Origin of the sequence: Actinomycetospora chibensis, from assembly GCF_028737215.1 — a bacterium.
In the GTDB taxonomy this organism is placed as follows: Bacteria; Actinomycetota; Actinomycetes; order Mycobacteriales; family Pseudonocardiaceae; genus Actinomycetospora; species Actinomycetospora chibensis.
The window spans coordinates 209,136-235,081 of record NZ_JAQZAM010000011.1 but is presented as its reverse complement, the minus strand read 5'-3'; the positions used below and the strand labels follow the sequence as shown (position 1 = coordinate 235,081).

The window sequence follows — 25,946 nt, the reverse complement described above, 5'->3', positions numbered from 1 at the left end:
CCGTCAGCTCCCCGCCGCCGGCAGCGGGCTCTGGTGGGCGGCCGTCCTCGCGCCGATCTTCTCGACGCGCACGGCGGTGGCCTTGAACTCCGAGGTCCCCGACTTCGGGTCCCACGCGTCGTTCGTCAGCACGTTGACGTCGACCTCCTCGCTGAAGTGCGGTGTGAACGACGCGAGCCCCGGACGCAGGGACGGGTCGATGCCGACCGGTGCCTCGACCGCGCCGCGGCGGGACACGACGCGCACCCGCTCGCCGTTCTCGATGCCCAGCCGGGCGGCGTCCTCCGCGTCGATGCGCAACGACTCGGGCCGGCGCATGGGTGAGGCGTAGCCGCCGGTCTGCACGCCGGAGTTGTAGGCGTCGAGCAGCCGGACGGTGGTCAGGCGGATCGGGAACTCGTCGTCGAGGACGTCGACGGGCGCCACGTGCTCGACCGCGGTGAACGGCGCCGGCGTCCCGCGCTCGGCGGGGTCGTCGGCCCACAGCCGCGCGTGCATGAGCGGCGTGCCGGGGTGGTCGAGCGACGGGCACGGCCACTGGATGCCGCCGAGCTCGTCGAGGCGCTCGTAGCTCATCCCGGCGTGCCAGTTGAGGGACACCGAGCGCAGCTCGTCCCACACCTGCTCCGCGGTGGGCTCGCCCCAGTCGTGCCCCAGCTTCGTGGCCAGCGCGCAGATGGCGTGGGTGTCCGGGCGCGCGAGCCCCGGCGGGTCGATCGCCTTGCGGACGCGCTGCACCCGGCGCTCGGAGTTCGTCACCGTGCCCTCGTACTCGCACCAGTCGGCCGTCGCCGGGAACACGACGTCGGCGAGCTCCGCGGTGGCCGTGCGGAAGATGTCCTGCACGATCAGGGTGTCCAGGCCCTCGAGCATGTGCCGGGCGTGCGTCGCGTTGGCCTCGGACTCCGCCGGGTTCTCCCCGATGCAGTAGAGGGCCTTGAGCTCGCCGCGCTCCATCGCCTCGAACATCTGGGAGAGGTGCATCCCGGGCTCGCGGGGATAGTCGTCGCTGCCCCAGACCGACGCGAAGCGGGCGCGGGCGTCCTCGTCACCGACGTCGTAGCCCCCCGGCAGCTTGGCCGGGATGGCGCCCATGTCACCGCCGCCCTGGACGTTGTTCTGCCCGCGCAGCGGCACCAGGCCGGACCCGTAGCGGCCCACGTGCCCGGTGAGCAGCGCGAGGTTGATCAGCGCGAACACGTAGTCCGCCGCGTTGTGGTGCTCGGTGATGCCGAGCGTCCAGCAGATCTGGGCGCGGTCGGCGCGGGCGTACGCGTGCGCGAGCTCGCGGATCGTCGCCGCCGGGACGCCGGTGATCTCCTCGCCGCGCTCCAGCGTGTACGGCTCGACCGTCGCCCGGTACTCCTCGAATCCCGTGGTCGCACGCTCGACGAACGTCTCGTTCACCAGCCCGGCGTGGATGATCTCGCGGCCGATCGCGTTGGCCAGGGCGATGTCCGTGCCGACGTCGAGCCCGAGCCAGGCGTCGGCCCACTGCGCGGTCGAGGTGTGGCGCGGGTCCACGGAGTACATGCGCGTGCCACGGCGGATGCCCTGCAGCACGTGGTGGAAGAAGATCGGGTGCGTCTCGCGGGCGTTGGAGCCCCACAGGACGATGAGGTCGGCGTGTTCCGCCTCCACGTAGGCGGAGGTGCCGCCGCCGGCACCGAACACCGTCGTCAGACCGACGACACTGGGAGCGTGTCAAGTGCGGTTGCAACTGTCGACGTTGTTGCTGCCCATCACCACCCGCGCGAACTTCTGTGCGGCGTAGTTCATCTCGTTCGTCGCCTTGGAGCAGCTGAACATCCCGAACGCGTCGGCGGGCACGCCGCGCAGGCCGGCGGCGGCGCGCTCCAGCGCCTCGTCCCAGCTCGCCGGCCGCAGCTCGCCGTTCTCGCGGACCAGGGGCTCGGTCAGCCGGACGTGGCGGGGCCTACGAGTGCGCATGCCGAGATCTCCTTCACCGACGGTGTCGTCGTCGTCACCACTGTAGGTGGCGATGCGAGCCCCGTCACACCACGCGTCCCGGCCGTCGGAACAGGCGGCGGAGCCGCGATCCGTCCGCCCCCGGAATGTCGAGGGCGCTGACCTGTTTGGGGGACACCTCGAGCCGGGAAACGAGCAGCTTCCGGTGCAGCGAGGCACACATCCCCAGGAGGAGTCATGGCCGGCAACCCCAAGGTCGAGCAGGTCGTCGAGCAGGTCCGCGGCCTGAACGAGCAGATCATGAGCCGCGCGCGCCAGGGCGGCGAAGAGTCGCTGCGCGCGTACAAGGAGCTGCTCGAGAACGTCGCCGAGGCCGAGGAGGCCGCCGGGAACCGCACGGCCGAGTGGGTGCAGGCCTTCGCGCGCGCCCAGGCGTCGTTCACCCGCGAGCTCGCCACGGCCTTCCCCGCGCTGCTCGAGCGTCTCGGGTCGGGCCTGGGCACCGTGGCCGGGACCGCGGCGGACCAGGCGCGCAAGGTGCCCGGCGCCGAGACCGCGGAGGGCGAGGTCAAGGGCGCGGTGTCGGTGGAGGACGACCTGCCGATCAAGGACTACGACGACCTGAACGTCGGCGACGTCACGGCGAAGCTCGAGGGGCTCTCGGCCACCGACCTCGGCAAGGTCGACGCCTACGAGCGCCGCACGAAGAACCGCAAGACGGTGCTCGACAAGATCGCCGCTCTGCGCTGACGCCCGCGCTCACGTTTCGCGGGCGGTCGTCGTCGTCAAGACCGTCGGGCATGAGCAACGAGCAGCCCCCGCCCCAGGAGCAGACCTACCCCGGCAGCACCGGGTCGATGGACCCCGAGCCGAACGACGAGATGAGCGGCTACGTCGGGCGCGACCTGCTTGCCGGCCGGAAGGCTCTGATCACCGGCGGCGACTCCGGCATCGGGCGCGCCGTGGCCGTCGCGTTCGCCGAGGAGGGCGCCGACGTCGCGCTGGCCTATCTGTCCGAGGGCGACGACGCGGCCCACACGAAGAAGCTCGTCGAGGCCCGGGGCCGTCGCTGCGTGTGCCTGCCCGGGGACCTGGCCGACCGCGACCACTGCCGGCGCACCGTCGAGCGCGCCGCCGACGAGCTCGGCGGGCTCGACATCGTCGTCAACAACGCCGCCACCCAGGAGCCGGTCGGGTCGCTCGAGGAGCTGTCCGACGAGCAGTGGGCCCGCACGTTCGACGTGAACATCCACAGCTTCTTCTGGGTCACCAAGGACGCGCTGCCCTACCTGGGGGAGGGCTCCGCGATCATCAACACGGGCTCGGTGAACGGGCTGCGCGGCAACAAGTCGCTCATCGACTACTCGGCGACGAAGGGCGCGGTCCACGCGCTGACGTACTCGCTCGCGCAGGTGCTGCTCCCGCGCGGGATCCGCGTCAACTGCGTCGCGCCCGGCCCGGTGTGGACCCCGCTGATCCCGGCGACGATGCCCGAGGAGAAGGTCGACTCCTTCGGGGCCCAGGCCCCCATGGGCCGTCCCGCCTCGCCCGACGAGATCGCGCCGTCCTTCGTGTTCTTCGCGTCGGACCGGATGTCCTCGTACTACACCGGCGAGGTGCTCGCGCCCATCGGCGGCGAGACGCTGCCGGGCTGAGGTGCCTGCCGGCACGTGAGCAGTTCGGGGTGCTCTGGCACCCCGAACTGCTCACGAGCGCGCAGCGCACCTCACGCGGCGACCGGCTCCTCGACGCGGACCTCGGTGCGGGGGGCCGGGACGTCGGCCGGGGCGACCGGCTTCTCGCGGCCGGTCAGGCGGTCGACGAAGCGCTTGAGCTCGCCCGCCACCGGCAGCGAGAGCTTCCAGATCGACCGGGTCGACTGCCAGAACTGCTTCGGGAACGGGCCCGTCGTGTAGGGCAGGTCCCAGCGGGCACAGATGTCGCGCACCTTCTCCGCGATCTCCGGGTAGCGGTTCGACGGCAGGTCGGGGAAGAGGTGGTGCTCGATCTGGTAGCCCAGGTTGCCGCTCATGAGATGCATGAGCTTCCCGCCGGTGAAGTTCGCCGAGCCGAGCAGCTGGCGCAGGTACCACTCGCCCCACGTCTCGCCCTCGAGCTCCTCCTCGGTGAAGACCTCGGCGCCGTCGGGGAAGTGTCCGCAGAAGATGATCGCGTAGGACCAGATGTTGCGGACGAGGTTCGCCGTCGCGTTGGCCGCGATCGTCGCCGGGAAGAACGGGCCGGACAGGGCCGGGAAGAACACGTAGTCCTTGACCGCCTGCTTGCCGGCCTTGCGCCCGATCTGGCGGAGCTTGGCCTTCATCTCCTCGGGGTCGGCGTCGAGCTTCGCGGCGCCGTCGATGTCGAGGTCGTGCAGCGCGACGCCCCACTGGAACAGGAACATCAGCAGGGCGTTGTAGAGCGGCTGCCCCAGGTAGTAGGGGTGCCACGGCTGGTCGGACGAGACCCGCAGGATCTCGTACCCGACGTCCTTGTCCTTGCCGATGACGTTCGTGTACGTGTGGTGCAGGTAGTTGTGGGAGTGCTTCCACTGCTCCGAGGGGCACACGTTGTCCCACTCCCAGACGGCCGAGTGGATCTCCGGATCGTTCATCCAGTCCCACTGGCCGTGCATCACGTTGTGGCCGATCTCCATGTTCTCGATGATCTTGGAGGCGGCCAGGGCGGCGGTGCCGGCGAGCCACAGCGGCGGCAGGATGCTGCCGACGAGCGCGACACGACCGCCGATCTCGAGGCGGCGCTGCAACTTGATCACGTCGCGGATGTACGCGGCGTCGTCCGCACCGCGCGACGCCTCGACGTCGCGGCGGATCGCGTCGAACTCACGGCCGATGGCCGCGACATCGGCCTCGCTCAGGTGCGTGAACTCCTTGATGTCCGAAATCGCCATGACGGCGGTGACCTCCGCGTCGAATCGAGTACTTGAAGTACGCGGTACCGACGGTACCGACTCGGGGGGTCGATGGGGTCCGCGATGGCTGTGTCCCCGCGCACCCGAGGCCGCATGGCCCAGGTCACAGGGCGCGAACCGGGGCAGACGGCAGTGCCGGGTGGGGGTGCCGTGTGGGGGTGCCGGGTGGGGCGGTCGGCGTCCCGCCACGGAGGTCGGCGAGGATGCCGCCGCACACGAACGGGTGACGCTAGGCCCGGATCCCGGATCGCTCGGTAACGGAATGGTCACGGCCCGCGATACGCGGTCACGGAGCAGAAGGGAGGGGCATGTCGACGCCGACCTCGGTGCCGAGCGCCATCTGGGACGCCCGGGCCACGATCGAGCCCGGACGCCGGGTCGCCGGCCGCTACCTGCTGCTCGCGCCCGTGGGGCGGGGCGGCTCGGGATCCGTGTGGCGGGCCCACGACGAGCTGTTGGACCGCGACGTCGCGATCAAGCGGCTCCACGGGGGCCATGCGGTCGACGAGTCCCGTGCCCGGCGGGTCCGCGACCGGGCCCACCGCGAGGGGCGGGTGGCCGCGCGGCTGCACCACCCCCGTCTGGCCGCCATCTTCGACATGACCGAGCTGGACGGCGAGGTCTGCCTGGTCATGGAGTACGTGGCCGCGCCGTCGCTGGCCGATCTCCTCGACCGCGAGGGTCTCCTGTCGCCGGCGCGGGTCGCCGCCATCGGCGCGCAGGTCGCCGACGGCCTGTGCGCCATGCACGCCCGCGGGATCGTCCACCGCGACGTGAAGCCCGCGAACATCATGATCGGCCTCGACGACGTCGTGACGGTCACCGACTTCGGCATCGCCGTGGTCGACACCGACCCGGGCACCTCCGACCAGCTCGTCGCCGGCACGCCGCACTACATGGCGCCCGAGCTGGCCCGTGGCGGCATCGCCACCGCGGCCGCCGACGTCTTCTCCCTCGGCGCGACGCTCTACGCCGCGCTCGAGGGCACTCCGCCGGCCGGCGACGGGGGCAATGCCCTCGAGGTGCTCTCCCGGGTCGCCACCGGGCACGTCCAGCCCGCCCGCCGCGCCGGCGACCTCACGCCCGTGCTGCGCAGCCTGCTCGACCACGATCCGACGCGGCGGCCGAGTGCCGCCGAGGCGGCGCGGATGCTCGCCGCCCTGGCCGGTACGTCGGCGTCCGGCCCGGTACCGGCGATCACGGCGCTCGCCGGGCCGTCGGCGTCCCCCGGGTCGGTGCCCGCGATCCGGCTCCCGAGCGACGCCCGGAGCTCCGATCCCCAGCCGGACGCCGACGAGTCGCACACCGGGCCCATCGCCGTCCCGGCGGCCGTCTCCGCCGTTCTCGCCGCCTCCCGGGCACGGACGCGCGCGGCCACGTCCGTCGACGACGGAGCGGGCGCCACGCGCTTCCGTTCCTCCCGGAAGGTCGCCGCCGTCGGCGCCGGGCTGGTCGGGATGCTGGGCGCGGCGGGGCTCGTGGCGGCGGCGACGAACACGTCGGACCCGTTGCCGATCGCGGCTCCCGAGGTCGACCCCGCGCCCCTGGCCGCCCCCGTGCCGATCGCGGCGCCGCCGGTGATCCCCGCCGACTCCGCGCCCACCACGACGACCACGTCGTCGTCCCGTTCCTCGGCGGTCGAGGACGTGGCCTCCTCCTCGGACGCGAGGACGACGACCACGCGGCGCTCCCGCGACGCCGAGGCCCGGGCCGCCGAGGCGTGGGACCGCTGGTTCGACCGCTGGCGGGCCCAGGCGCGCGCGGACGACAGCGACGACGACCGGGGCAACGACCGTTCCCGCGGTCGGGCGCGCGGTCACCACCGCTGACCGACGTCGCCCTCGGTCCGACCACGCAGAGGGCACGCACAGGGCACGCCCCCAGCACGCACAGCGCCCGGTCCGGCTCGGCCGGACGAAGACGGCCTGCTGCGCCGATCGGGACGGCGCGCCTAGGCGGTCGCGCGGTCCTCGTCGCGGGGGCTGCGGGGCGCCGGCACCCTCGGAGTCGGCTCCTCGCGGCGCGGCGCGGGCGTGCTCGGCGTCTCCGGCCTGCGCGCAACCCGGCGGATGCGTGGTTCGTGGATCAGGTGATCGTGGCCCCGGCGTGGCATCGTGCCTCCCCCGTGCCCGTCGATGACGGGCGTCGACCAGCGAGGTTAGAGCCCCCCGTGCGGGTGACGCTGTACGTCATTGTGCGTACGCCGCCGCGCGGTCGGGTTCGCGATCACGGCCTTTCCGACGAGGGGACCGCCCGGTACGTTCCGACTCCGGGGCGGCCGGTGCGGACGAGGGGCCCGCACCGGCACACGCGCCCCGGCCCCGTTCGAGGCGGGTGACCCCCGCTCCCGGTGCGGCCCTCAGGCCAGCGCCTCGCAGAGCTCCAGGGGATCGGCGTCGGCCGCGACCGGCAGGGGCGACCAGCGCGGTGCCCGCCGCGAGGCGGCGTCGCCGGTGACCGACCAGCCGGTGTCCGGCGTCCAGCGCAGCGCGCGCACGGGCGGCGGCGGGTCGGCGAGCACGGTCAGCGTGAACCCGTGCCCCGCCGGGTCGGGCACGGTCTCGACGTCGTCTCCGTCGAGCAGGTCCAGGGCGTGGACGACGGCCTCGGCGCACCGGGTGGCGTACTCCGGCACCCAGGAGGCCGTCCAGGGCGCCATCCGAGGCGTTGCGGTGCCGGTCTCGGCAGGGGGAGCGGTCATCGGTCGGTCACCTCCGGAGGTCCCCTCGGGGGACCGCGTGGTTACCGACCAGTATCCCCGCGTGGGACGGGTGGTTCACTCCGGGTCGTTGTGGCTGTCACCACCGACGCGATACGGCGTCGTCACCCCCTCGTACATGAGGTGTGCCATGAGGCCCTCGGCCGGATGCGTCAGGTTGTGGCAGTGGTCCATCCAGAGTCCGGGGTTGTCGGCCACGAACGCGATGTCGTAGGTGTGGCCGTCCTGCGCGTCGAGGCTGTCGACCCACCACGGGCTCCCGGTGGCCGGCACGCCGTCGCGGGCGAGCACGACGGCGTGGTGCCCGTGCAGGTGCATGGGGTGCAGCTCGCCGCTGGGGTTGTCGATGTGCATCCGGACGACGTCACCGGTGCGCACCACGTACATCGGCACGTCGGGCCACATCCGGCCGTTGACGGTCCAGAACAGGCCCGGCGTCCCGTCGACGAACCCCGGGCGCCGGCCGATGACGTAGTCGAAGTGGCGGGTCGCGGTATCCGGGTTGAAGGCCAGGGCGGCGGGGGCGCCGTAATGCATCGGGTCCAGGTCGCGGGCCGGGCGCGGGGTGACGGGCAGCGGCCGGCCGAAGGTCACGGCCGACGCCCCGCCGATCTCGACCCGCACGCCGGCGCCGTCGGCGGGCAGGTCGACCTCGAGGTCGGCGCGCGCCCCGGCCGTGACCGACAGCGCGTCGGTGGTGGGCGTCGGGGCGTTGACGTCGTGGCCGTCGATCGCCACGAGCCGGTAGGGCGCGCCGCCGACCCACGCCTGGACCGGGCCATTGTCGGTGTTCACGAGGCGGACGCGCACCCGCGTGCCCGGGGCGCCCGCGGCCGGGACGTCGCCCTCGAGGCCGTTGACCGTGCGGCGTCCCTGGTAGACGTGGGTCACCGCGGTGACGTCGCCGGTGTCGCCCGGACCCCCGATGTCAGCCGGCCCCTCGGTGGGCGTCACCACGAGGGCGCCGAAGAGGCCGCCCCGGACCTGCGGGTCCGCCGCCTGGTGCGAGTGGTACCAGTACGTCCCGGCCTGATCGGCACGGAACCGGTAGACGAACGAGCCGCCGATCGGCACCGCGTCCTGGGTCACGCCGGCGACGCCGTCGTCACCTGCGGGCACGTCGTAGCCGTGCCAGTGCAGGGTGACGCCCTCGGCCACGTTCTCGTTGACCAGGCGGACCTGCACCATCTGCCCCTGCACCGCGCGGATCTCCGGGCCGGGCGTCGTGCCGTTGAGCGTGAAGCCCTCGATCACCCGACCCGACGGCAGCGTCACCCGGCCCCCGCGCGCGACGAGCGTGATGTCGACGTCGGCCGGTCCCGGCGGCTCGCGCAGGGCGTCCACCGACGGGCCGGCCATGCCCGCCATGCCGTGCATCGCGTGGTCCCCGGAAGGCCCGCCGCCGTAGTCCGGCGTCCCCATGTCCGCCACGGAGTACGAGGCGGGCATCAGGCTGCCGGCCCACATCCACCCGAGCGGCACCAGCACCACGAGCGCGACGACGACGGCCACGAGGGGTCCCCGGGGAACCCCGGTGCGCCACGTCCGGCGCCGCGCCCGCAGCATCGGGTGTCCCTGTGGGTCCTGGCCCGTGATCAGCCGGTGGGTCAGGCCGCCGGCACCGGCTCGCGCGTGGTGCGCGGGACGCCCGCGAGGCGTGCGGAGAGCACGGCGGTGACCAGGATGCCCAGCGCCAGGGCGCCGTGGAGCATGCCCAGGGCCGGCACGGAGTGGGAGACGATGCCGAGGAGCACCTGCGCCACGACCATGACGAACAGCGCTGCGGCGAACGTGACGCCCCGGGGCAGCTTCGCGAAGAACGAGACGATCAGCAGCAGCAACGCCACGGCCGGCACGATGATCGTGCCGTTCATCCCGTGGACCATGAAGCCCACGACGCCGTCGAACTGGACGTCGCTCTCCATCGACGCCTGGTCGAGCACGCCGCCGCCCTGGATCCAGGCGGAGAGCCCGAAGAGGGCCCAGGCGATGGCCGCCGCCTGGACGACCACCTCCAGGGCGAGGATCCAGGCGAGCACCCGATAGGTCGTCTGCACGATCGACCCCTTTCCGCGAGCAACAGTGGTGGTCTGCCGGGTGGCGGTCCGGCGTGGCGCTCACTGTAAGTCAGATCACACGATCTTTGCTAGGCCAGAAGGGTCAGTCAGTAGCCGCAAATCGGCTCAAGGTGACGGAGTGTTGTGCTCCGACGTCCGAGTGAGCGACCCCGAGATGTCAGGGGCGAGGTCCGGGGTCGAACCGGGGACGGACCCGGAGGCCGGGCGCGCGTCGCGGCAGCAGGCTGGAGGCCATGAGCACACCCGGAACCCCCGTCCCGTCCACCCTCGGCTTCCGGCGCAGCGTCGGCGACCGCTGGATCGCCGGTGTGTGCGGCGGGATCGCCGCCCGCACCGGCCTCGACGTCACTCTCGTCCGCGTCGTCGCGGTACTCCTGGCCGTGTTCGGGCACCTGATCGGTCTGATCGCCTACCTGGCTGCCTGGGCACTGGTGCCCGAGGAGGGCCCGGAGGACCGGACGGACCCGGTCGTCCCGTCGACACCTCCGGCGGCGCCGACCGGGGCACGCCCCGAGCCCCCGACCACGGTCTGAGGGCCGGCGCGGGCGGGCGATCTACGCTCGCCCGCGTCGTCGCGCAGGAAGGCCAGGAGGACACCCGGACATGCCCAGCCCGCCCTTCACGTCGGTCTACCACCAGGGCTTCGTGCGCGTCGCCGCCGCGACGATCCGCACGACGATCGCCGAGCCCGCCGCCAACGCGACCTCGCTGCTCGCCGTGGCGCGCGAGTGTCACGACGACGGCGTCGGCCTCGTGGTGTTCCCGGAGCTCACGCTCTCGGGCTACTCGATCGAGGACCTGCTGATGCAGGACACCCTGCTCGACGCGGCCGTCGACGCGCTGGGCGACGTCGTCGCGGCGTCCGCCGAGCTCACCCCGGTGCTGGTCGTCGGCGCGCCCCTGCGCCACCGGCACCGGATCTACAACTGCGCGGTCGTCGTCCACCGCGGGCGGGTGCTGGGTGTGGTGCCGAAGACCTACCTGCCGAACTACCGCGAGTTCTACGAGCCCCGCCAGCTCGCCGCCGGCGCGGGGGAGGGCGGCACCACGCGGCTGCTCGGCGAGGACGTGCCGTTCGGCTCCGACCTGCTCTTCGCCGCCACCGACGTCGACGGGCTGGTGCTGCACGTCGAGGTCTGCGAGGACATGTTCGTCCCGATCCCGCCCAGCGCCGAGGCGGCGCTGGCCGGCGCGACGGTGCTGGCGAACCTCTCGGGCAGCCCCATCACGGTCGGGCGCGCGGACGACCGCCAGCTCCTGGCCCGGTCGGCCTCGGCACGCTGCTCGGCGGCCTACGTCTACGCGGCGGCCGGCGACGGGGAGTCGACCACCGAGGTCTCGTGGGACGGCCAGACCAGCATCCACGAGAACGGCGCCCTGCTCGCCGAGACCGAGCGCTTCCCGGCCGGCGAGCGCCACGCCGTCGCCGACGTCGACCTGCGGCTGCTGCGCTCCGAGCGCCTGCGGATGGGCACGTTCGACGACAACCGCCGCCACCGCGAGCAGACGGCCGGCACGACGTTCCGCACCGTGGAGTTCACCCTCGACCCGCCGACCGGCGACCTCGGGTTCCGGCGCGACGTCGAGCGCTTCCCGTTCGTGCCGACCGACCCCGCCCGCCTCGAGCAGGACTGCTACGAGGCCTACAACATCCAGGTCGCCGGCCTCCTGCAGCGGCTGCGGGCGATCGGCGACGCCAAGGTCGTCATCGGCGTCTCGGGCGGGCTCGACTCCACCCACGCCCTGATCGTGGCCGCCCGCGCGATGGACCGCGCCGGCCGCCCCCGCTCGGACATCCTCGCCTTCACGCTGCCCGGCTTCGCGACGGGCGAGCGCACGAAGTCCAACGCCGAGCGCCTCTCGGAGACCCTCGGGGTCACGTTCGAGACGATCGACATCACCGAGACCGCCCGGTTGATGCTGCGCGAGCTCGGCCACCCGTTCTCCTCCGGCGAGCCGGTCTACGACGTGACCTTCGAGAACGTCCAGGCCGGGCTGCGCACCGACTACCTCTTCCGCGCCGCCAACCAGCGCGGCGGCATCGTGGTCGGCACCGGCGACCTCTCCGAGGCCGCGCTCGGGTGGTCGACCTACGGCGTCGGCGACCAGATGTCGCACTACACGGTCAACACCGGCGTCCCGAAGACGCTCGTGCAGCACCTCATCCGCTGGGTGATCAGCTCGGAGCAGTTCGACGACGACGTCGCCGAGGTGCTCTCCGACGTGCTCGACACCGAGATCAGCCCCGAGCTCGTGCCCGCGGACTCCGACCAGGAGATCCAGTCGAGCGAGCAGAGGATCGGGCCGTACAACCTGCAGGACTTCACCCTCTACTGGGTGCTGCGCTACGGGTTCCGGCCCTCGCGGATCGCGTTCCTCGCGTGGCACGCGTGGCACGACCTCGACGCCGGCTCCTGGCCGCCTGGCTTCCCCGACGGCGACCGGGAGGCCTACGACCTCGCCGAGATCCGGCAGTGGCTCCAGGTGTTCGCCCAGCGCTTCTTCGGCTTCGCGCAGTTCAAGCGCTCGGCGATGCCCAACGGGCCGAAGGTCGTCGCCGGCGGGTCGCTCTCGCCGCGCGGGGACTGGCGCGCGCCGTCGGACTCCTCGGCGACGATCTGGCTCGAGGAGATCGAGGCGCACGTGCCGGAGTCGTGAGTCAGCCGGCGGCGCGCTTGTAGGGGTCCGGCGGGAACCACCCGCGGGTCACGACGGCCTCGGACCACGTCGCCAGCGCGTCGACGGTGCGGTCGAGGGCGTCACCGATGAGGTCGACGATCGGCTGCTGGGCGAGGTCGGTGGCGTCCTCGATCCCGGCGCGCAGGCGGCGGCCCTCGTCGGAGAGCACCGTGTGATCGGGCGGCCCGTCGAGCAGGCCGCGCGTGCGCAGGCGCCCGATCGCGGCGTCCATCGCCTCCGGCGACCACCCGCGGGTGGACGTGTACTCCAGCAGGTCGAACCCCACCCACAGCTCGGTGAGGACGTTGGCCTCGATGCCGTCGAGCCCGGCGGCGACGCAGGCGGCGACGTGGGAGTCGCCGCGGTGCTCGCGCAGCAGGGACGTGGCGTGCCAGAGCCGGCCGTAGGCCTCGTCGGGCCAGGGCAGCGCCCACATGCCCGCGAAGAGCGGGCGTCCCATGAGGTCGGCCGCGGCGAGCCCGGCGCGCAGGGTGTCGACCACGCCGTCCACGTCGACCTCGTCGACCCCGGACTCCCCGACGTCGGCGAGCGCGGCGCGCAGGGCCTCGGTGCCCGCGCGCTCGCGCCCCTGCTGCAGTTGCGCCACCGAGCACGACGCGCGCGCCCGGTCCCAGAGGCCGCCCGCCAGGTCCGGCTCGAACACGGCGAACGTCGACGCCACGAGCGTGCCGGGGACGTCGCCGAGCGCCGAGGCGCGCCCGCCGACGTAGCCGGCGAGGAAGTCGAGGCCCGCCGCCGCGGCCCGGTCGGCGGCCGGCTCGCTCCACACGGTCACCATGGCCAGCGGCTCGAGGGCGTCGCGCAACCGGCGGGCCGGCGTCGCGGCCGCGGCCGGGTCGGCGACCGGCCCCGTCCGGGGTGTGCAGAACGTGGCCCGGGCCTCCGCGAAGTCCATGACGCGGATCGTGGCCCGGGGCCTCCCGGCGGTCCAACGCGGGCCGGAAGGGGCAGGCCGGTCCGCCCACCGGAAACCGGACTCGACGGACCCCACGGCGTCTGATCTTCTGTGCCCGTCGGCACAGGAGCGACGAGGAGGACGCGTGGGGCAGGTCGGTGACGGCGCCCGGTCGCCCGGCGTGCACGGACGCCCCCGCACGCTCATGCTGACCGGGAACCGCCGGCATCGTCCCCGTCGGCGCGACGACCGCCTGGCCCGGCCGGTGCCCACGGGAGCACCGCCCACGATCACCACCACGATGACTCTCGACTCTCAGGAGCAGCACCGATGACCATCACCCCCAGTCGGTCCGGATCGATCTTCGGTCACTCGGTCAAGCGCACCGAGGACCAGGGCCTGATCACCGGGGCCGAGAGCTACACCGGGGACCTGCCGATCGAGGGCTCGCTGCACGTGGTCTTCGTGCGCTCGCCGATGGCCCACGGGACGCTGAACTCCGTGGACGTCGAGGAGGCGCGCACGAAGCCGGGCGTCGTCGGGGTCTACGTCGACGGCGACCTGCAGATCGCCGACCGGCCCGGCCTGCCCGGCGTCGTGCCCGACGCGATGTCCCGTCCGCCGCTGGCGCGCGGGCGCGTGCGGTTCGTGGGCGACATCATCGCCGCCGTCGTCGCCGAGACCTCCGGCCAGGCGCTCGACGCCGCCGAGTCGGTGTTCCCCGACATCGACCCGCTGCCCGCGGTGGTCGGCATCGAGGAGGCCATGGCCGAGGGCGCTCCGGTGATCTTCGAGGAGCACGGGTCGAACGTCGTCGCGGGCGCCGGCACCGGTGAGGTCGAGGGCATCTTCGACACCGCCGACATCGTCGTGTCCGGCAAGTTCTACAACCAGCGTCTCGCGGGCGTGCCGATGGAGCCGAACGCGGCCGTCGCCGTCCCCGGCGAGCCGAACGGCGGCGTCACCCTGTGGCTGTCGGTCCAGACCCCGCACGGAGCCCGCGACGCGCTCGCCGGCGACCTGGGCCTCGAGGCCGAGCAGGTCCGCGTGATCGCCCCGCGCGTGGGCGGCGGCTTCGGCCCGAAGGCCACGGCCTACCCCGAGTACTCGATCGCCGCCCGGGCCGCGATGGACCTCGGACGCCCCGTGCGTTGGACCGAGACGCGCTCGGAGAACATGCTCTCGATGGTGCACGGGCGCGCCCAGGTGCAGCACGTCGAGCTCGGCGTCAAGAACGACGGACGCATCGTCGGGCTGCGCGCCTCGGTCGTCGGCGACGGCGGCATGTACCCGGCGGTCGGGACGATCCTGCCGAGCCTGACCCAGCTGATGGCCCAGGGCGTCTACGACATCCCGGCCATCGACTTCGCCTGGAAGACCGTGGTCACCAACACCACGACCACCGGCGCCTACCGCGGCGCCGGGCGTCCCGAGGCGACCCAGCTCCTCGAGCGCATCATCGACATGGCCGCCGACGAGATCGGCATGGACCCGCTCGAGATGCGCCGGAAGAACTTCCTGCAGCCCGACAAGTTCCCGATGACGAGCCTCACCGGCGCCGAGTACGACAACGCCGAGCACGAGAAGGCGCTCGACGCGGTCAAGGTCGCGGCGGACTACGACGGGCTGCGCGCCGAGCAGGAGCGCCGCCGCGCCGAGGGCAGCCGGACCGCCATGGGCATCGGTGTCGCCTCGTACGTCGAGGTCACCGCCCCGCTGGGGCTCGACGGCGAATACGGCTCGGCCCAGGCGCACCCCGACGGCACGTTCACGGTCATGGCCGGGACGAGCGCGCACGGACAGGGTCACGAGACCGCCTACGCCCAGCTCGCGGCGGGCGTCCTCGGCGTGCCGATGGAGAAGGTCAAGGTGGTCCAGTCCGACACCGCGCTGGTGCGCAGCGGCGCCGGCACGCTGGGGTCGCGCTCCCTGCAGACCGGCGGCAGCGCCATCCACAACGCGTCCGAGCAGCTGGTGTCGCGGGCCAAGGAGATCGCCGCGCACCTGCTCGAGGCCGGGGTGGAGGACATCGAGCAGACCGACGGCGGCTTCGGCGTGAAGGGCATCGCCGACCGCGAGATCACCTGGGCGCAGGTGGCGACGGCGTCGGAGGACGGCTCGGGCACCGAGGACGGCTCCGCCGCCCCGATGCGCCAGGAGCTCGACTTCAAGCAGGGCCAGTCGAGCTTCCCGTTCGGCTCCCACATCGCCGTCGTGGACGTCGACCTCGACACCGGCATGGTCCACCAGCGCCGCCACGTCGCCGTCGACGACGCGGGCCGCATCCTCAACCCGATGCTCGTCGCCGGGCAGCAGCACGGCGGCATCGCCCAGGGCATCTCGCAGGCCCTCTACGAGCGGGTGACGTTCGACGAGGACGGCAACCCGACCAGCGGCAACCTCGCCTCGTACACCATCCCGTCGGCGGCGGACCTCCCGTCGTTCGAGACGTCGAACACCGAGACCCCGACCCACCTCAACCCGATCGGCGCGAAGGGGATCGGGGAGTCGGGCACGATCGGCTCGACGCCCGCGGTGCACAACGCCGTGATCGACGCGCTGTCCCACCTCGGGGTGCGGCACATCGACATGCCGCTGACCCCGGAGGCGGTGTGGCGTGCGATCGCGGGCGCGTCCGCCGGCGACCCGGCCGACCGCTCGCCCGCCGGACCCGAGTACGCCGGCGAGCCGGGCTCCCAGCACTGACGTCCCTCCGTGAGCGATCTTCGGGCCTATGGGCCCGAGGATCGCTCACGTAACCTCCTGCCTCGGTCGGGGCGGGCGGGCGGGGAGGGGCGGGGATGATCGCGTGGCTGGGGCACGCCCCGTTGCCGCTGCTCACGGCGGCGGTCTTCCTGGCGGTCTACCTGGCTGCCGCGGTCGTCATCGCCGTGCTGGTCCTGGTGCGGCGGTGGGGTCACGGCGACGTGGTCGGCCCGCTGAGCCCCGGGCTGCTGGCCCCGATGGGCCTCATCTTCGGGCTCCTGGTCGGGTTCCTCGTCGCCGACGTGTGGTCCGACCGTGACGACGCCGCGGCGGCCGTGAGCCAGGAGGCGAGCGCCCTGCGCGACATCGACCTGCTCATGGGCACGTTCCCCGCCCAGCAGCCCGAGGTCCGCGCCCTGCTGCGCGACCAGATCGAGCAGTACGTCGCCGTCGAGTGGCCGCAGATGGCCGATGGACGGGCCACGATCAGCGTCGCGCCCGCCGGGCTCGTGCAGGTGCAGGACGTCGTGCTGTCCCTGCCGGTGCGGGCCGAGGGCGAGCGCGTGGCCGAGGGCCGGCTCGTCGACGCCGTCGACGCGGCCCTCGAGGCCCGCCGGACCCGTCTCGTGCTCAGCGGGTCGGCCATCGACCCGTTGCGGTTGACCGCCCTGTTCCTGGTCGCGGTCACGACGCTCGCGGCGACCGCCTGTGTCCACGCCGACCGGGTGCGCCGCGCCGCGGTGTCCCTCGCCCTGCTCGGCACGGCGATGGCCCTGGCCCTCACGCTGCTCTGCGCGCAGGCGGCACCCTTCGCGGGCTACTTCGCGATCGACCCCGATCTCCTGCTGCAGGTGCGCCCCGCTCCGTGAGTCAGCCCGGCTGCACCCAGCCGACGGGGTCGGCGAGGCGCAGCGCCGACTCGGGCCCCCAGGAGCCCGGGGCGTAGCTCTCGGGCTGCCGGTGGTCGTCGAGCACCTCCGCGGCCGCGATCCAGACGTCCTCGAGGCCGTCGGGGCGGGTGAACAGCGCTCGGTCGCCGGCCAGCACGTCGTGGATCAGGCGCACGTAGGGCGGCAGGGGGTCGCCGCCGGAGAGGCCGTCGAGCGGGATCTGGGTCCAGGTCGTGCCCAGCTCGATCGAGGCGCCGGGCGTCTTGACGTTCATCGACAGCGCGAGCGCGCCGTCGCCGGCGAGGTCGAAGCACAGCACGTTGCCCCGCGTCGGCAGGTCGTCGGGGTCCACGGGGCCGTCGTGGGGATCCCGGAAGACCAGGTTGACCTTCTGGTGGCTCTCGGCCATCCGCTTGCCGGTGCGCAGGAGGAACGGCACCCCGCGCCAGCGGTCGCTGTCGATCCAGAGACGGGCGGCGACGAAGGTCTCGGTGGTCGAGTCGTCGGCGACGTGGTCGAGGTCGCGGTAGCCCTCGAACTGCCCGCGGACCACCTCGTCGCGCTGCAGCGGGCGGAACCGGCGCACGGCCTCGTCGCGGGCGGCGGCGACGTCGTCGGCCCGGAACGACGCGGGCGGCTCCATGGCGACCTCGGCCGCCACCTGGAACAGGTGGGTGACGAGCATGTCGAGCACTGCGCCGGTGGCGTCGTAGAACTCGGCGCGGTCGGCGACGTCGAGCGTCTCCGGCACGTCGATCTCCACGGCCGCGACGTGGTGACGGTCCCAGGAGCTGCCGAACAGGCCGTTGGCGAAGCGCAGGGCCCGCAGCTCCTGGGTGGCCTCCTTGCCGAGGAAGTGGTCGATCCGGAACACCTGCGACTCGTCGAGCACCTCGTGCACGACCCGGTCGAGCTCCCGGAAGCTCTCCAGCGACGTGCCGAAGGGCTTCTCGTAGACCACGCGGGCGCCCTCGGCGAGCCCGTGCGCCCCGAGGGCGCGCGTGTAGTCGCCGAACGTGGTCGGCGGCAGGCCGAGGTAGTGCACGAGCTGGGCGTCCTGCCCGATCTCGCCCCGCGCCTCCGCGATGCGGTCGAGCAGCTCGCCCGGGTCGTCGGCGGTGAAGCCGCCGCCGGCGAAGCGCAGCCCCGCGCAGAACTCGTCCCACGGGCCGTCCTCGGGCGGCAGGCCGCCGAACTGCTCGAGCGCCGTCCGGACGTCGTCGCGGAACTCGTCGTCGGTCTTCTCGCGGCGCCCGCTGCCGATCAGGCGCCACTCGTCGGGCAGGAGCTTCTCCTGCACCAGGCGGAAGAACGACGGCAGGACCAGGCGCTTGGCCAGATCCCCGGTGGCACCGAAGAGCACGAAGACGGTGGGGCCGGGGGAGTCGGGTGCGGACACGGGGCCATCGTGCCCGTGATCGTCGCGCCCGACACCCCGGCCACCACCGTCCGGCGGTGTCACTGCTGCGACGCGACCAGCTCGCGTGCCTCCTGTTCGGTCGACACGGCCGGGTGCGAGCCCGGCAGCGGCTTCCCGGCGGTCTCCCGCAGCGACAGCAGCACGACGCCGCCGACCACCCCGGCGAAGACCAGGTACACCGCGGGCCAGTAGGCCCAGCCCGTCCCGAGCACGACGGCCGTCATGATCAGCGAGGTCGTCCCGGCGAAGGCCGACACGAAGATGTTGAACGAGATCGCCAGCCCGCCGTACCGGATCTCGGTCGGGAACAGCGCGGGCAGCGTCGACGGGCAGGTCGCCGAGAAGAGGATCAGCAGCAGGCCCATCACGGCGAGGCCGATGCCGACCAGCGGCACCGAGCCACTCTTGAGCACCAGGATCATCGGGAAGGCGAGCACGACCGTCCCGATGGACCCCACCCACAGGATCGGCTTCCGCCCGACGCGGTCGGAGAGCCGTCCCAGGAACGGGATGACGAGCACGGCCACCCAGAGCACCGCGATCTGGAGCCACTGCGACGTCGTGCTGTCGATCGCGGTGCCCCCGACCACCTCGACGTTGTCCTCGAGGTACGTCGGCATGTAGCTGGTGAGCATGTAGTTCGGGATGTTCCACGCCACCACGAGTCCGCCCGCGGCGAGCATCGCGGGCCAGTAGGTGCCGAACAGCTCCTTGAGCCCCGCACCGGCCTGCTGGCCCTCGCGTTCCTCGGACTCCGAGAGCAGCGTCTGGAACGACGGGGTCTCCTCGAGCTTCACGCGCAGGTAGACCCCGACGACGCCCAGCGGCAGGGCGATGAAGAACGGGATGCGCCAGGCCCAGGTGGACGCGAACTCGGGCGAGGAGACCAGCGGGATGACCGTCGCGACGGTCGCGCCGAGCGCGTAGCCGATGAACGTCCCGCACTCGAGGAAGCTGCCGAAGAACCCGCGTCGTTTGTCCGGGGAGTACTCGGCGATGAACGTCATCGCGCCGGCGTACTCGCCGCCGGTGGAGAAGCCCTGCACGACGCGACAGAGCACGAGCAGGATCGGCGCCCAGATCCCGATGGACTCGTACGGTGGGATGAAACCGAGCAGGAACGTCCCGACCGCCATCATGATGACCGTGATCGACAGGACCTTGGTGCGGCCGATCCGGTCACCGAGCGGCCCGAAGAACAGCCCGCCGAGCGGCCGGACGAGGAACGACACCGCGAATCCGGCGAACACCCCGACCTGCGCGAGCGTGGGGTTGTCGGGCGGGAAGAAGTTCTCCTCGATCGTCGTCGCCAGGTAGGCGTAGACCCCGAAGTCGAACCACTCCGTGATGTTGCCGACCGCCGCCGCGCCGACGGCGCGCTTCATGGTGGCGTCGTCGGTGACGGTGATGTTCTCGGGCGTATCGGCCACCCCGCCGCCGCCGGAATCGGTCGTCGTCATGTGGTCTCCCCTCACGACGCGGGCTCCCGACGGCACGACGACGCGCCCCCGGAACCGTCCCGCGTCCTCCGACCGGACCGTCGCCGGCCCGGCTGCCCCGACAGGGAACGCATTCTGTCCGATTTGACGGAAACAACCCGGAAGTCGTTAACGTCCGTTTACTTCGCCTGCGCATCGGACACTACTGAATAGGGGTCGCCCCCACACGGTGAAACGGTGCCGTCGCTGTGAGTGAGGTCATCCGCCGCCTCGCCGTCGCCACGGAACACACCCCGGGCCCGACGCGTCCTACTGATCGGGTGCAGATAGCGCCCGACGTTTCGCAAGCGTCCGCGGACCGCTCGGATCATCCGGATCCGGTCACCGGCCAGGACGCGTGCACGTGGTGAGGAGGAGCCGTCATGGCGGCAGTGTTCATCGGCATGATCGTGAGTGCGGGAGCGGGCGTCGGGGTGGCTTCGGCCCTCGCCCGGCACGCCCGGCGGAACTGGGGCCGTCGCCCCGTGGCCGCGGAGGCCTGAGCTCGCGTCGCCCGAGTGTCAGCGAAGTGCCGTCGCGGACACTCGGGCGTCCGTATCGGTACGTCGATCACGCTCGACGGGCCGTCCCGCATCGCGCGGGGCGGCCCGTTCGCGTCGCCGGGGCCTCTCAGTCGTCGGGCCTCTCAGCCGTCGGGGCGCAGGTCGACCTGCATGAGCACGGTGTCGGCCCACTGGCCGTTCTTGTAGCCCACCGACGGCAGGCGGCCGACCTCGACGAACCCCAGCCGGCGGTGCAGCACGATCGACGGGGTGTCGTGCTGCGACCCGGCGATCGCGGCGATCACCGCGACCACCTGCCGCACCTCGGTGCCCCGCATCCCGTCCAGCACCGCCGCCAGCAGACGGGAGCCCACGCCCCGCCCGGACGCCTCCGGAGCGATGTAGATCGAGTCCTCGACCGTGTAGCGGTAGGCCGCGTGCGGTCGGAACCGGGTGACGTGGGCGAAGCCCTCGACGGCGCCGTCGACCTCGGCGACGAGGAACGGCAGCCCCGCGGACCGGGCCTCGGCGATGCGGTCGCGCCACATCTCGTCGGACGGCGGGGTCTCGACGAACGTCGCGATCGAGTGCAGGACGTACCCCGCGAAGATCGCACCGACCCGCTCGGCGTCTCCGGCCTCGGCCGGGCGCAGCGACATCGAGGTGGCGGTGCTGGGGGAGGAGCGGTCGACGGCCACGGGCCGATTCTGGACCTTCCCGCCCCCTCCTGTCCCGAGCCGATCCGCTGCCGGCCCGGTGGGAGCCGGCCTACTCGACGCGGACGAGCGTGAACTCCCACTCGCCGGCGTCGTTGTGCCCGGTCCGCTCGTAGATCGCGTGCTGCTGGTTGCCGACGACGTCGGAGATCGTGCGCCGCACCCCGTGCTCGGAGCTCGGGAGCGGGATGCGCTGGACCAGCGGCGGCTGGTCTCCGGCCTCGTCCGGCTGCGTGATCTCCCCGACCCCCTGCAGGGGGCCGTTGACGTACCGGACCGCGAACTCCCTCATGTGCCCTCCCTGGCGCGTTCGATGCACCCTACGACCCCGCCGCGCAATGGTCATCTGCGCCTCGCCCACGCGATTGCACCGATCGGTGTACTGCTCCGGCGGATTCGACCACGTAGCGTGGTTGCGTGCGGTCTGCTCTCCTCCTGCTCGGCGGTCTGGTCCTGCTCGGGGCAGGGATCATCGTGCTCGCGACCGGCATGCCCGGCGCCCTCGTGGTCGGGCCCGCGCTCATCGTCGCCGGCGTCCTGGTCAAGATCGCGGGCTTCGTGCTCACCGGGGACACCACCCCGTCCCCGTCGGGGCGCACGGTGACGACCCTCGGCACCTCGCCCGCCGAGCGCGGCCGCACCGGGACGTCCCCGGGCCGCACCTCCGCGCTGCGCCGCGCCCGTTCGGCGCGCGCCGAACGAGCCACGGCCCGGGCCACCGAGGCCGCCCGCGCCGTCGCGCTCGACCCGTCGCAGGCGGCCCGCCGCCGGCCGGGACGGCGGGCGTCCTGACCGCCTGGGAGTACGCGACGTTGGAGATCTCGGCGGTCGGCCTCTCCGGGGCGCAGGACGCCGAGGCCGAGTGGCAGATCTACGCGATCGGCCCGGCGGGCGAGCTGATCCTCGAGGAGTTCCGCCCCTACCGCGTGGCCTGGGCCCGGGTGTACGCCGAGCAGCTCAACCTCCTCGGGCGCCGGGGCTGGGAGCTCGTGGCCCTCGCCGGTCCGCAGAACGCGCTGGTGCCGAGCGTCCCCGGGGGCGCCGCCGCGAGCGCGCACCACGTCGTCGAGACCCGGTTCGTGCTGCGGCGGCCCGCCGCGGGTCAGGACGGCTAGACCGGCCAGGTCTCCTGCCGCCAGGCCGCGTCCCAGAACATCCACTCGTACCGGCAGGTCGTCACGAAGTGCTCCCGGACGCGGACGCGCTCGGTGTCGGCGAGCGTCGGCCCGATGCGGTCGGTCAGCGCCAGCACGGCGTCGACGACGGCCTGGAACTCCTCGCCCCCGTACATCGCGATCCAGCGGGCGTAGAGCGGGTCGGGGGAGCCGGCCCCGAGCAGCGCCTCGCCGACCTTCGCGTAGACCCAGTAGCACGGCAGTACCGCTCCCAGGCCCTCGGCGAACGAGCCACCGTGGCAGGTCGCGAGCAGGTAGCTCGTGTAGGCGGTGGTCGTGGGTGCCACCGGCTCGGCGGCCGCCTGGTCCGCGGTGAGTCCCAGCGCCCCGGCGAGCTCGGCGTGCATCTCCTGCTCGGCGGCGATCGCCCCGGCGGCGTGCGCGCTGAACATCACCGTGTCGTCCGCGGACGGGGCGCGCGCCGCGAGCAGCGCGAGGGCTCGGGCGTACCCGCGCAGGTAGTGCGCGTCCTGCACGATGAAGTGACCGAACGCCGCGTGCGGCAGGGTCCCGTCCGCCAGGCCGGTGAGGAAGGGGTGCGCGCGGACCTCCGCGTACACCCCGGCGCCCGCGTTCCAGAGCTCGTCGCTGAAGGCCACGCGGCCAGCCTGTCACGGGCGCGGGTGAGATCGCGGGTGAGATCATCGAGGGGTGCTGGTGACGCCGAGAGCCACCGGGCTCGCGCTCGGGGTGCTGGCCGACGCGGTGCTCGGCGATCCGCGCCGGGGCCACCCGGTCGCGGTGTTCGGGTCCCTCGCGAGCCGGCTCGAGCGGCAGTGGTGGGCGGATGGCCGCGGGCCCGGCGTCGCCTACGCCGGCGTGCTCGTCGGCGGGGTCGTGGCCGGCGGGCTGCTGCTCGAGCGGGCGACGGCGGGCCGGCCTCTCGCCCACGCCCTCGTGACCGCCGCGGCGACGTGGGCGGTGCTCGGCGGCACGTCGCTGGCGGCCGAGGGCTCGGCGATGGCGGCCTCCCTGGCGGCCGGTGACGTCGCGGCCGGCCGGGAGCGCCTGCCCCACCTCTGCGGCCGGGACCCGTCGGCCCTCGACGCCGATGGCCTCGCCCGCGCGGCGCTGGAGTCGGTCGCGGAGAACACCGCCGACGCCGTCGTCGCGCCGCTGGTGTGGGGCGCGCTCGCCGGCGTGCCGGGCCTGCTCGGGCACCGCGCGGTCAACACGCTCGACGCCATGGTCGGGCACCGCTCGGCCCGCCACGCGCGCTTCGGGTGGGCCTCGGCGCGCGCCGACGACGTCGCCGGGGTGGTACCTGCGCGGGTGTCGGCGCTGGTCACGGCGGCCTGCGCACCGCTGGTCGGCGGCCGTCCCGGTGACGCCGTCCGTGCCTGGCGCCGCGACGCTCCCGCGCACCCGAGCCCGAACGCCGGCCCGGTCGAGGCGACCTTCGCGGGCGCGCTGGGGCTGCGACTGGGCGGGCGCACCGTCTACCCCTACGGCGTCCAGGACCGCCCGGTGCTCGGGCACGGCCGCGCCCCCGCCGTCGCGGACCTGCCCCGGGCGGTGCGCCTGTCCCGCCTCGTCAGCGCCGCGACGGCGGCTCTGGCCGTGGTGCTCGTGTCAGCCTGGGGCCACGCCGACAAATTCAACACAGCACGCCGCTAGGGTCAGGAAAGCTCCCACCTCACGTGCTCAGCGCCGCCCGTAGCGGTCGGCGAGCTTCTCCTCCGTGCTCGTCGCGCGGGCGTCCCACGGGGTGCCGTCGGCGGCGTCGCGGGGATCCTGGTCGTCGCCGTCCCGCCGGGCGTGGGGCTCGAGACCGTGGGCGCGGAGGTACTCGAGGCGCGCGAAGTAGATCCACGCGCCGATCGCCATCAGCCCGAAGATCAGCCACTGCCAGGCGTAGGAGTACGAGGGGTTGGGGTCTGGCTGGGGCAGCGGGACCGCGGTGAGCACGCCGGGACCGTCGTTGAGCTGGACGTAGCCGGGGCTCGTCGGCACACCGCCGACGGCCGCGATCGCCCCGGCGTTCGCGGAGTAGACCTGCCGGAGCCCGTCCGCGACGACCGCCGGCCGGTCCGAGGGGGCCTCGTCGCGGCGCAGGTACCCGGTGAGGGACACCGCGCCGGCCGGGGCGGGCGGGATCGCGGCCAGGCCGCCCTGCTCCTCGGAGCGGACGTAGCCGCGGTCGACGAGCACGGTCTCGCCGGTCGTCGTGGTCAGCGGGGTCATGACCTCGACCGCCGGCTTGCCCTCGATGCTGCGCAGCCGGACGAGGACCTCACCCTCGGGCCGGTAGGTGCCGGTGAGCGTGACCCGGCGCCAGGCGACGTCGTCGGTGGGCTCCGTGCCGGGGGCGACGAGGTCGGTCCGCGGCACCGGCGCCGTCGCCACGGCCCGCGTGAGCGCGGCGTTGACGCCATCGCGCTCGTCGCTGCGGTGGAACTGCCAGGGCGCGAGCAGGTAGGCGCAGGCGAAGGCGAACGCCGCCACGACGAGGGTCAGCGCGATCCATCCGGGTCGGAGCAGGAACCGCACGACAGTCAGGTTACGTGGACCGCGCGAGGTGCTCACAGATCGCGAGCGCCCGGGCGCCGTAGCCGCCGCCGAAGAGCACGGTGTGCACGAGCAGCGGGAAGAGCTGGTGGAGGCCGACGCGGTCGCGCCAGCCGTCCGCGAGCGGGGCCGCCTCGTCGTAGGCGGCGAGCACCGTCTCCAGCTGCGGGGCACCGAAGAGCGCCAGCATCGCGAGGTCGGTCTCGTGGTGCCCGCCGTGGGCCGCGGGGTCGATCACCCACGCGCGGTCGCCGTCCCACAGCACGTTCCCGGTCCACAGGTCGCCGTGCAGCCGCGCCGGGGCCTCGGCCGGGGCGGCGACGTCGGGGAACGACGCGCACGCCCGCTCGACGAGGGCGACGTCGTCGGCGGAGAAGGTGCCCTGGTCGCGGGCCTGCCGGGCGTAGGGCAGGACGCGGTGCTCGGCGTACCAGGACGGCCAGTCGTCGCCGGTCTCGTTGACCATCCGCGCCTCGCCGATCCACGCGTGCACCGGACCGCCGGGCGGCCGCGACCCGAAGGCGGGTGCCCCCGCGCCGTGCAGCGCTGCCAGCTCGCGGCCGAAGCGCTCGGCGGCGCCGGCGTCGGCCCGCCCCGAGGGCACGCGCGTCGTGACCATCCGCCCCTCGCCGGTCCCCAGCACCTCGGGCACGGCCACGGCGCCCGGCTCGGCGAGCCAGCGCAGCCCGGCGGCCTCGGCGGCGATCGACGACGGCTCGCCGCTCTTGACCACCACCTCGGTGCCGTCGTCCAGCGTGGCCGTCTGCACGCCGCGACCGCTCCCGGCCAGCAGCGACTCCACCGACGTCACGGGCGTACCCGGTCGACCAGCCCGCGCATCGCGGCCTCGACCATCCCGATCACCTCGTCGAAGCCGTCGGGGCCCCCGTAGTAGGGGTCGGGCACCTCGGCGCCCTCGGGCGCGTCGGGGTCGAACGAGCGCAGCAGCACCACGCGCTCGGGCGGGGCGCCGGCGGCGACGAGGTCGCGCACGTGGTCGTCGGTCGCGGCGACGAGCAGGTCGGCGTCGAGCTGACGGCGGTCGACCTGCTGCGCCCGGTGCGCGGTGTCGTACCCGCGGCCCTCCAGCGTCGCCGCCGCGCGCCGGTCCATCGGCTCGCCGGCGTGCCACGCGCCGATCCCGGCGCTCGAGACCTCGATCGCGTCGGTGAGTCCCGCGTCGGCGAGGCGCGCGCGGAAGACCTTCTCCGCGACGGGGGAGCGGCAGATGTTGCCCGAACAGACGAAGACGACATGCACGACGCCATGATCCCGGCGCCGACCCCGGGCGAGGCGC

The 25,946-nt window shown here is 73.5% G+C and carries 24 protein-coding genes; 10 read left to right on the top strand and 14 right to left on the bottom strand.

What is annotated here, in order from left to right:
* Nucleotides 1-3 precede the first annotated feature (3 nt).
* Entirely contained in the window at nt 4-1,950 is a 1,947-nt protein-coding gene (locus tag PH189_RS18620; protein WP_274190313.1) for a molybdopterin oxidoreductase family protein, read from the bottom strand.
* Between the two features lie 216 nt (nt 1,951-2,166).
* On the opposite strand from PH189_RS18620, the gene PH189_RS18615 reads away from it, so the two are divergent.
* Both PH189_RS18615 and PH189_RS18610 read left to right on the top strand, forming a co-directional pair.
* The gene (locus PH189_RS18615; RefSeq protein ID WP_274190312.1) at nt 2,167-2,679 is read left to right on the top strand and encodes a hypothetical protein; all 513 of its coding nucleotides are present in this window, start codon (nt 2,167-2,169) and stop codon (nt 2,677-2,679) included.
* Nucleotides 2,680-2,729: 50 nt separating this feature from the next.
* On the top strand, nt 2,730-3,584 hold the full coding sequence (locus PH189_RS18610; protein WP_274190311.1) for an SDR family oxidoreductase: 855 nt from the start codon (nt 2,730-2,732) through the stop codon (nt 3,582-3,584).
* A gap of 71 nt (nt 3,585-3,655) precedes the next feature.
* Here PH189_RS18610 and PH189_RS18605 read toward each other — a convergent pair whose 3' ends face one another.
* Nucleotides 3,656-4,840 (bottom strand): fatty acid desaturase family protein, encoded by a 1,185-nt coding sequence (locus PH189_RS18605; protein ID WP_274190310.1) that lies wholly within the window; start codon nt 4,838-4,840, stop codon nt 3,656-3,658.
* A 329-nt stretch (nt 4,841-5,169) separates the two neighbouring features.
* Between PH189_RS18605 and PH189_RS18600 the strand changes: the two genes are divergently transcribed.
* A complete protein-coding gene (locus PH189_RS18600; RefSeq protein ID WP_274190309.1) occupies nt 5,170-6,690 on the top strand; it encodes a serine/threonine-protein kinase in 1,521 nt (506 codons plus the stop codon).
* A gap of 530 nt (nt 6,691-7,220) precedes the next feature.
* Here PH189_RS18600 and PH189_RS18595 read toward each other — a convergent pair.
* The 3 genes from PH189_RS18595 to PH189_RS18585 all read right to left on the bottom strand — a co-directional run bounded on the left by PH189_RS18595 (nt 7,221) and on the right by PH189_RS18585 (nt 9,637).
* Nucleotides 7,221-7,562, bottom strand: a complete 342-nt coding sequence (locus PH189_RS18595) for a hypothetical protein (protein ID WP_274190308.1) — start codon at nt 7,560-7,562, stop codon at nt 7,221-7,223.
* A gap of 75 nt (nt 7,563-7,637) precedes the next feature.
* The gene (locus PH189_RS18590) at nt 7,638-9,092 is read right to left on the bottom strand and encodes a multicopper oxidase family protein (protein WP_274190307.1); all 1,455 of its coding nucleotides are present in this window, start codon (nt 9,090-9,092) and stop codon (nt 7,638-7,640) included.
* A 95-nt stretch (nt 9,093-9,187) separates the two neighbouring features.
* Nucleotides 9,188-9,637, bottom strand: coding sequence for a DUF6220 domain-containing protein (locus PH189_RS18585; protein WP_274190306.1), 450 nt, complete (start codon nt 9,635-9,637; stop codon nt 9,188-9,190).
* Nucleotides 9,638-9,891: 254 nt separating this feature from the next.
* On the opposite strand from PH189_RS18585, the gene PH189_RS18580 reads away from it, so the two are divergent.
* Nucleotides 9,892-10,191: a PspC domain-containing protein gene (locus PH189_RS18580; RefSeq protein ID WP_274190305.1), complete on the top strand. Its 300-nt coding sequence runs from the start codon at nt 9,892-9,894 to the stop codon at nt 10,189-10,191.
* A gap of 70 nt (nt 10,192-10,261) precedes the next feature.
* Nucleotides 10,262-12,316, top strand: a complete 2,055-nt coding sequence (locus tag PH189_RS18575; RefSeq protein WP_274190304.1) for an NAD(+) synthase — start codon at nt 10,262-10,264, stop codon at nt 12,314-12,316.
* A gap of 1 nt (nt 12,317) precedes the next feature.
* On the opposite strand, the gene PH189_RS18570 is transcribed toward PH189_RS18575, so the two are convergent.
* Entirely contained in the window at nt 12,318-13,253 is a 936-nt protein-coding gene (locus tag PH189_RS18570) for an SCO6745 family protein (RefSeq protein WP_274190303.1), read from the bottom strand.
* Nucleotides 13,254-13,583: 330 nt separating this feature from the next.
* Between PH189_RS18570 and PH189_RS18565 the strand changes: the two genes are divergently transcribed.
* Together PH189_RS18565 and PH189_RS18560 are read left to right on the top strand one after the other, a co-directional pair.
* Nucleotides 13,584-15,959 (top strand): xanthine dehydrogenase family protein molybdopterin-binding subunit, encoded by a 2,376-nt coding sequence (locus PH189_RS18565; protein WP_274190302.1) that lies wholly within the window; start codon nt 13,584-13,586, stop codon nt 15,957-15,959.
* A 95-nt stretch (nt 15,960-16,054) separates the two neighbouring features.
* Nucleotides 16,055-16,828 (top strand): bestrophin-like domain, encoded by a 774-nt coding sequence (locus PH189_RS18560; RefSeq protein ID WP_274190301.1) that lies wholly within the window; start codon nt 16,055-16,057, stop codon nt 16,826-16,828.
* 1 nt (nt 16,829) lies between these two features.
* Here PH189_RS18560 and PH189_RS18555 read toward each other — a convergent pair whose 3' ends face one another.
* The 4 genes from PH189_RS18555 to PH189_RS18540 all read right to left on the bottom strand — a co-directional run bounded on the left by PH189_RS18555 (nt 16,830) and on the right by PH189_RS18540 (nt 21,258).
* Nucleotides 16,830-18,248 (bottom strand): glucose-6-phosphate dehydrogenase, encoded by a 1,419-nt coding sequence (locus PH189_RS18555; RefSeq protein ID WP_274190300.1) that lies wholly within the window; start codon nt 18,246-18,248, stop codon nt 16,830-16,832.
* Between the two features lie 59 nt (nt 18,249-18,307).
* Nucleotides 18,308-19,729 carry an MFS transporter gene (locus tag PH189_RS18550; RefSeq protein WP_274190299.1) on the bottom strand — a complete coding sequence of 474 codons (1,422 nt, stop codon included), beginning with the start codon at nt 19,727-19,729 and terminating at the stop codon, nt 18,308-18,310.
* Nucleotides 19,730-20,393: 664 nt separating this feature from the next.
* Nucleotides 20,394-20,948: a GNAT family N-acetyltransferase gene (locus PH189_RS18545; protein ID WP_274190298.1), complete on the bottom strand. Its 555-nt coding sequence runs from the start codon at nt 20,946-20,948 to the stop codon at nt 20,394-20,396.
* A 70-nt stretch (nt 20,949-21,018) separates the two neighbouring features.
* Nucleotides 21,019-21,258, bottom strand: a complete 240-nt coding sequence (locus tag PH189_RS18540) for a hypothetical protein (RefSeq protein WP_274190297.1) — start codon at nt 21,256-21,258, stop codon at nt 21,019-21,021.
* 125 nt (nt 21,259-21,383) lie between these two features.
* Here PH189_RS18540 and PH189_RS18535 point away from each other — a divergent pair, with 125 nt between their 5' ends.
* Nucleotides 21,384-21,758 (top strand): hypothetical protein, encoded by a 375-nt coding sequence (locus PH189_RS18535; RefSeq protein ID WP_274190296.1) that lies wholly within the window; start codon nt 21,384-21,386, stop codon nt 21,756-21,758.
* Nucleotides 21,759-21,778: 20 nt separating this feature from the next.
* Nucleotides 21,779-22,081: a hypothetical protein gene (locus PH189_RS18530; RefSeq protein ID WP_274190295.1), complete on the top strand. Its 303-nt coding sequence runs from the start codon at nt 21,779-21,781 to the stop codon at nt 22,079-22,081.
* Here the strand turns inward: PH189_RS18530 and tenA are convergent.
* Nucleotides 22,078-22,740 (bottom strand): thiaminase II, encoded by a 663-nt coding sequence (gene tenA / locus PH189_RS18525; protein ID WP_274190294.1) that lies wholly within the window; start codon nt 22,738-22,740, stop codon nt 22,078-22,080. The genes PH189_RS18530 and tenA overlap by 4 nt on opposite strands.
* A 55-nt stretch (nt 22,741-22,795) precedes the next feature.
* Between tenA and PH189_RS18520 the strand changes: the two genes are divergently transcribed.
* Nucleotides 22,796-23,758 (top strand): cobalamin biosynthesis protein, encoded by a 963-nt coding sequence (locus PH189_RS18520; protein ID WP_274190335.1) that lies wholly within the window; start codon nt 22,796-22,798, stop codon nt 23,756-23,758.
* A gap of 27 nt (nt 23,759-23,785) precedes the next feature.
* Here the strand turns inward: PH189_RS18520 and PH189_RS18515 are convergent, their stop codons facing one another.
* From PH189_RS18515 to PH189_RS18505, 3 genes are read right to left on the bottom strand one after another with little or no spacing between them, the layout of a single operon-like run.
* The gene (locus tag PH189_RS18515; RefSeq protein WP_274190293.1) at nt 23,786-24,631 is read right to left on the bottom strand and encodes an SURF1 family cytochrome oxidase biogenesis protein; all 846 of its coding nucleotides are present in this window, start codon (nt 24,629-24,631) and stop codon (nt 23,786-23,788) included.
* Nucleotides 24,632-24,641: 10 nt separating this feature from the next.
* On the bottom strand, nt 24,642-25,460 hold the full coding sequence (locus PH189_RS18510) for a fructosamine kinase family protein (protein WP_274190292.1): 819 nt from the start codon (nt 25,458-25,460) through the stop codon (nt 24,642-24,644).
* Nucleotides 25,457-25,909: a low molecular weight protein-tyrosine-phosphatase gene (locus tag PH189_RS18505; protein ID WP_274190291.1), complete on the bottom strand. Its 453-nt coding sequence runs from the start codon at nt 25,907-25,909 to the stop codon at nt 25,457-25,459. The genes PH189_RS18510 and PH189_RS18505 overlap by 4 nt, the downstream gene beginning before the upstream one ends.
* Between the last annotated feature and the right edge of the window lie 37 nt (nt 25,910-25,946).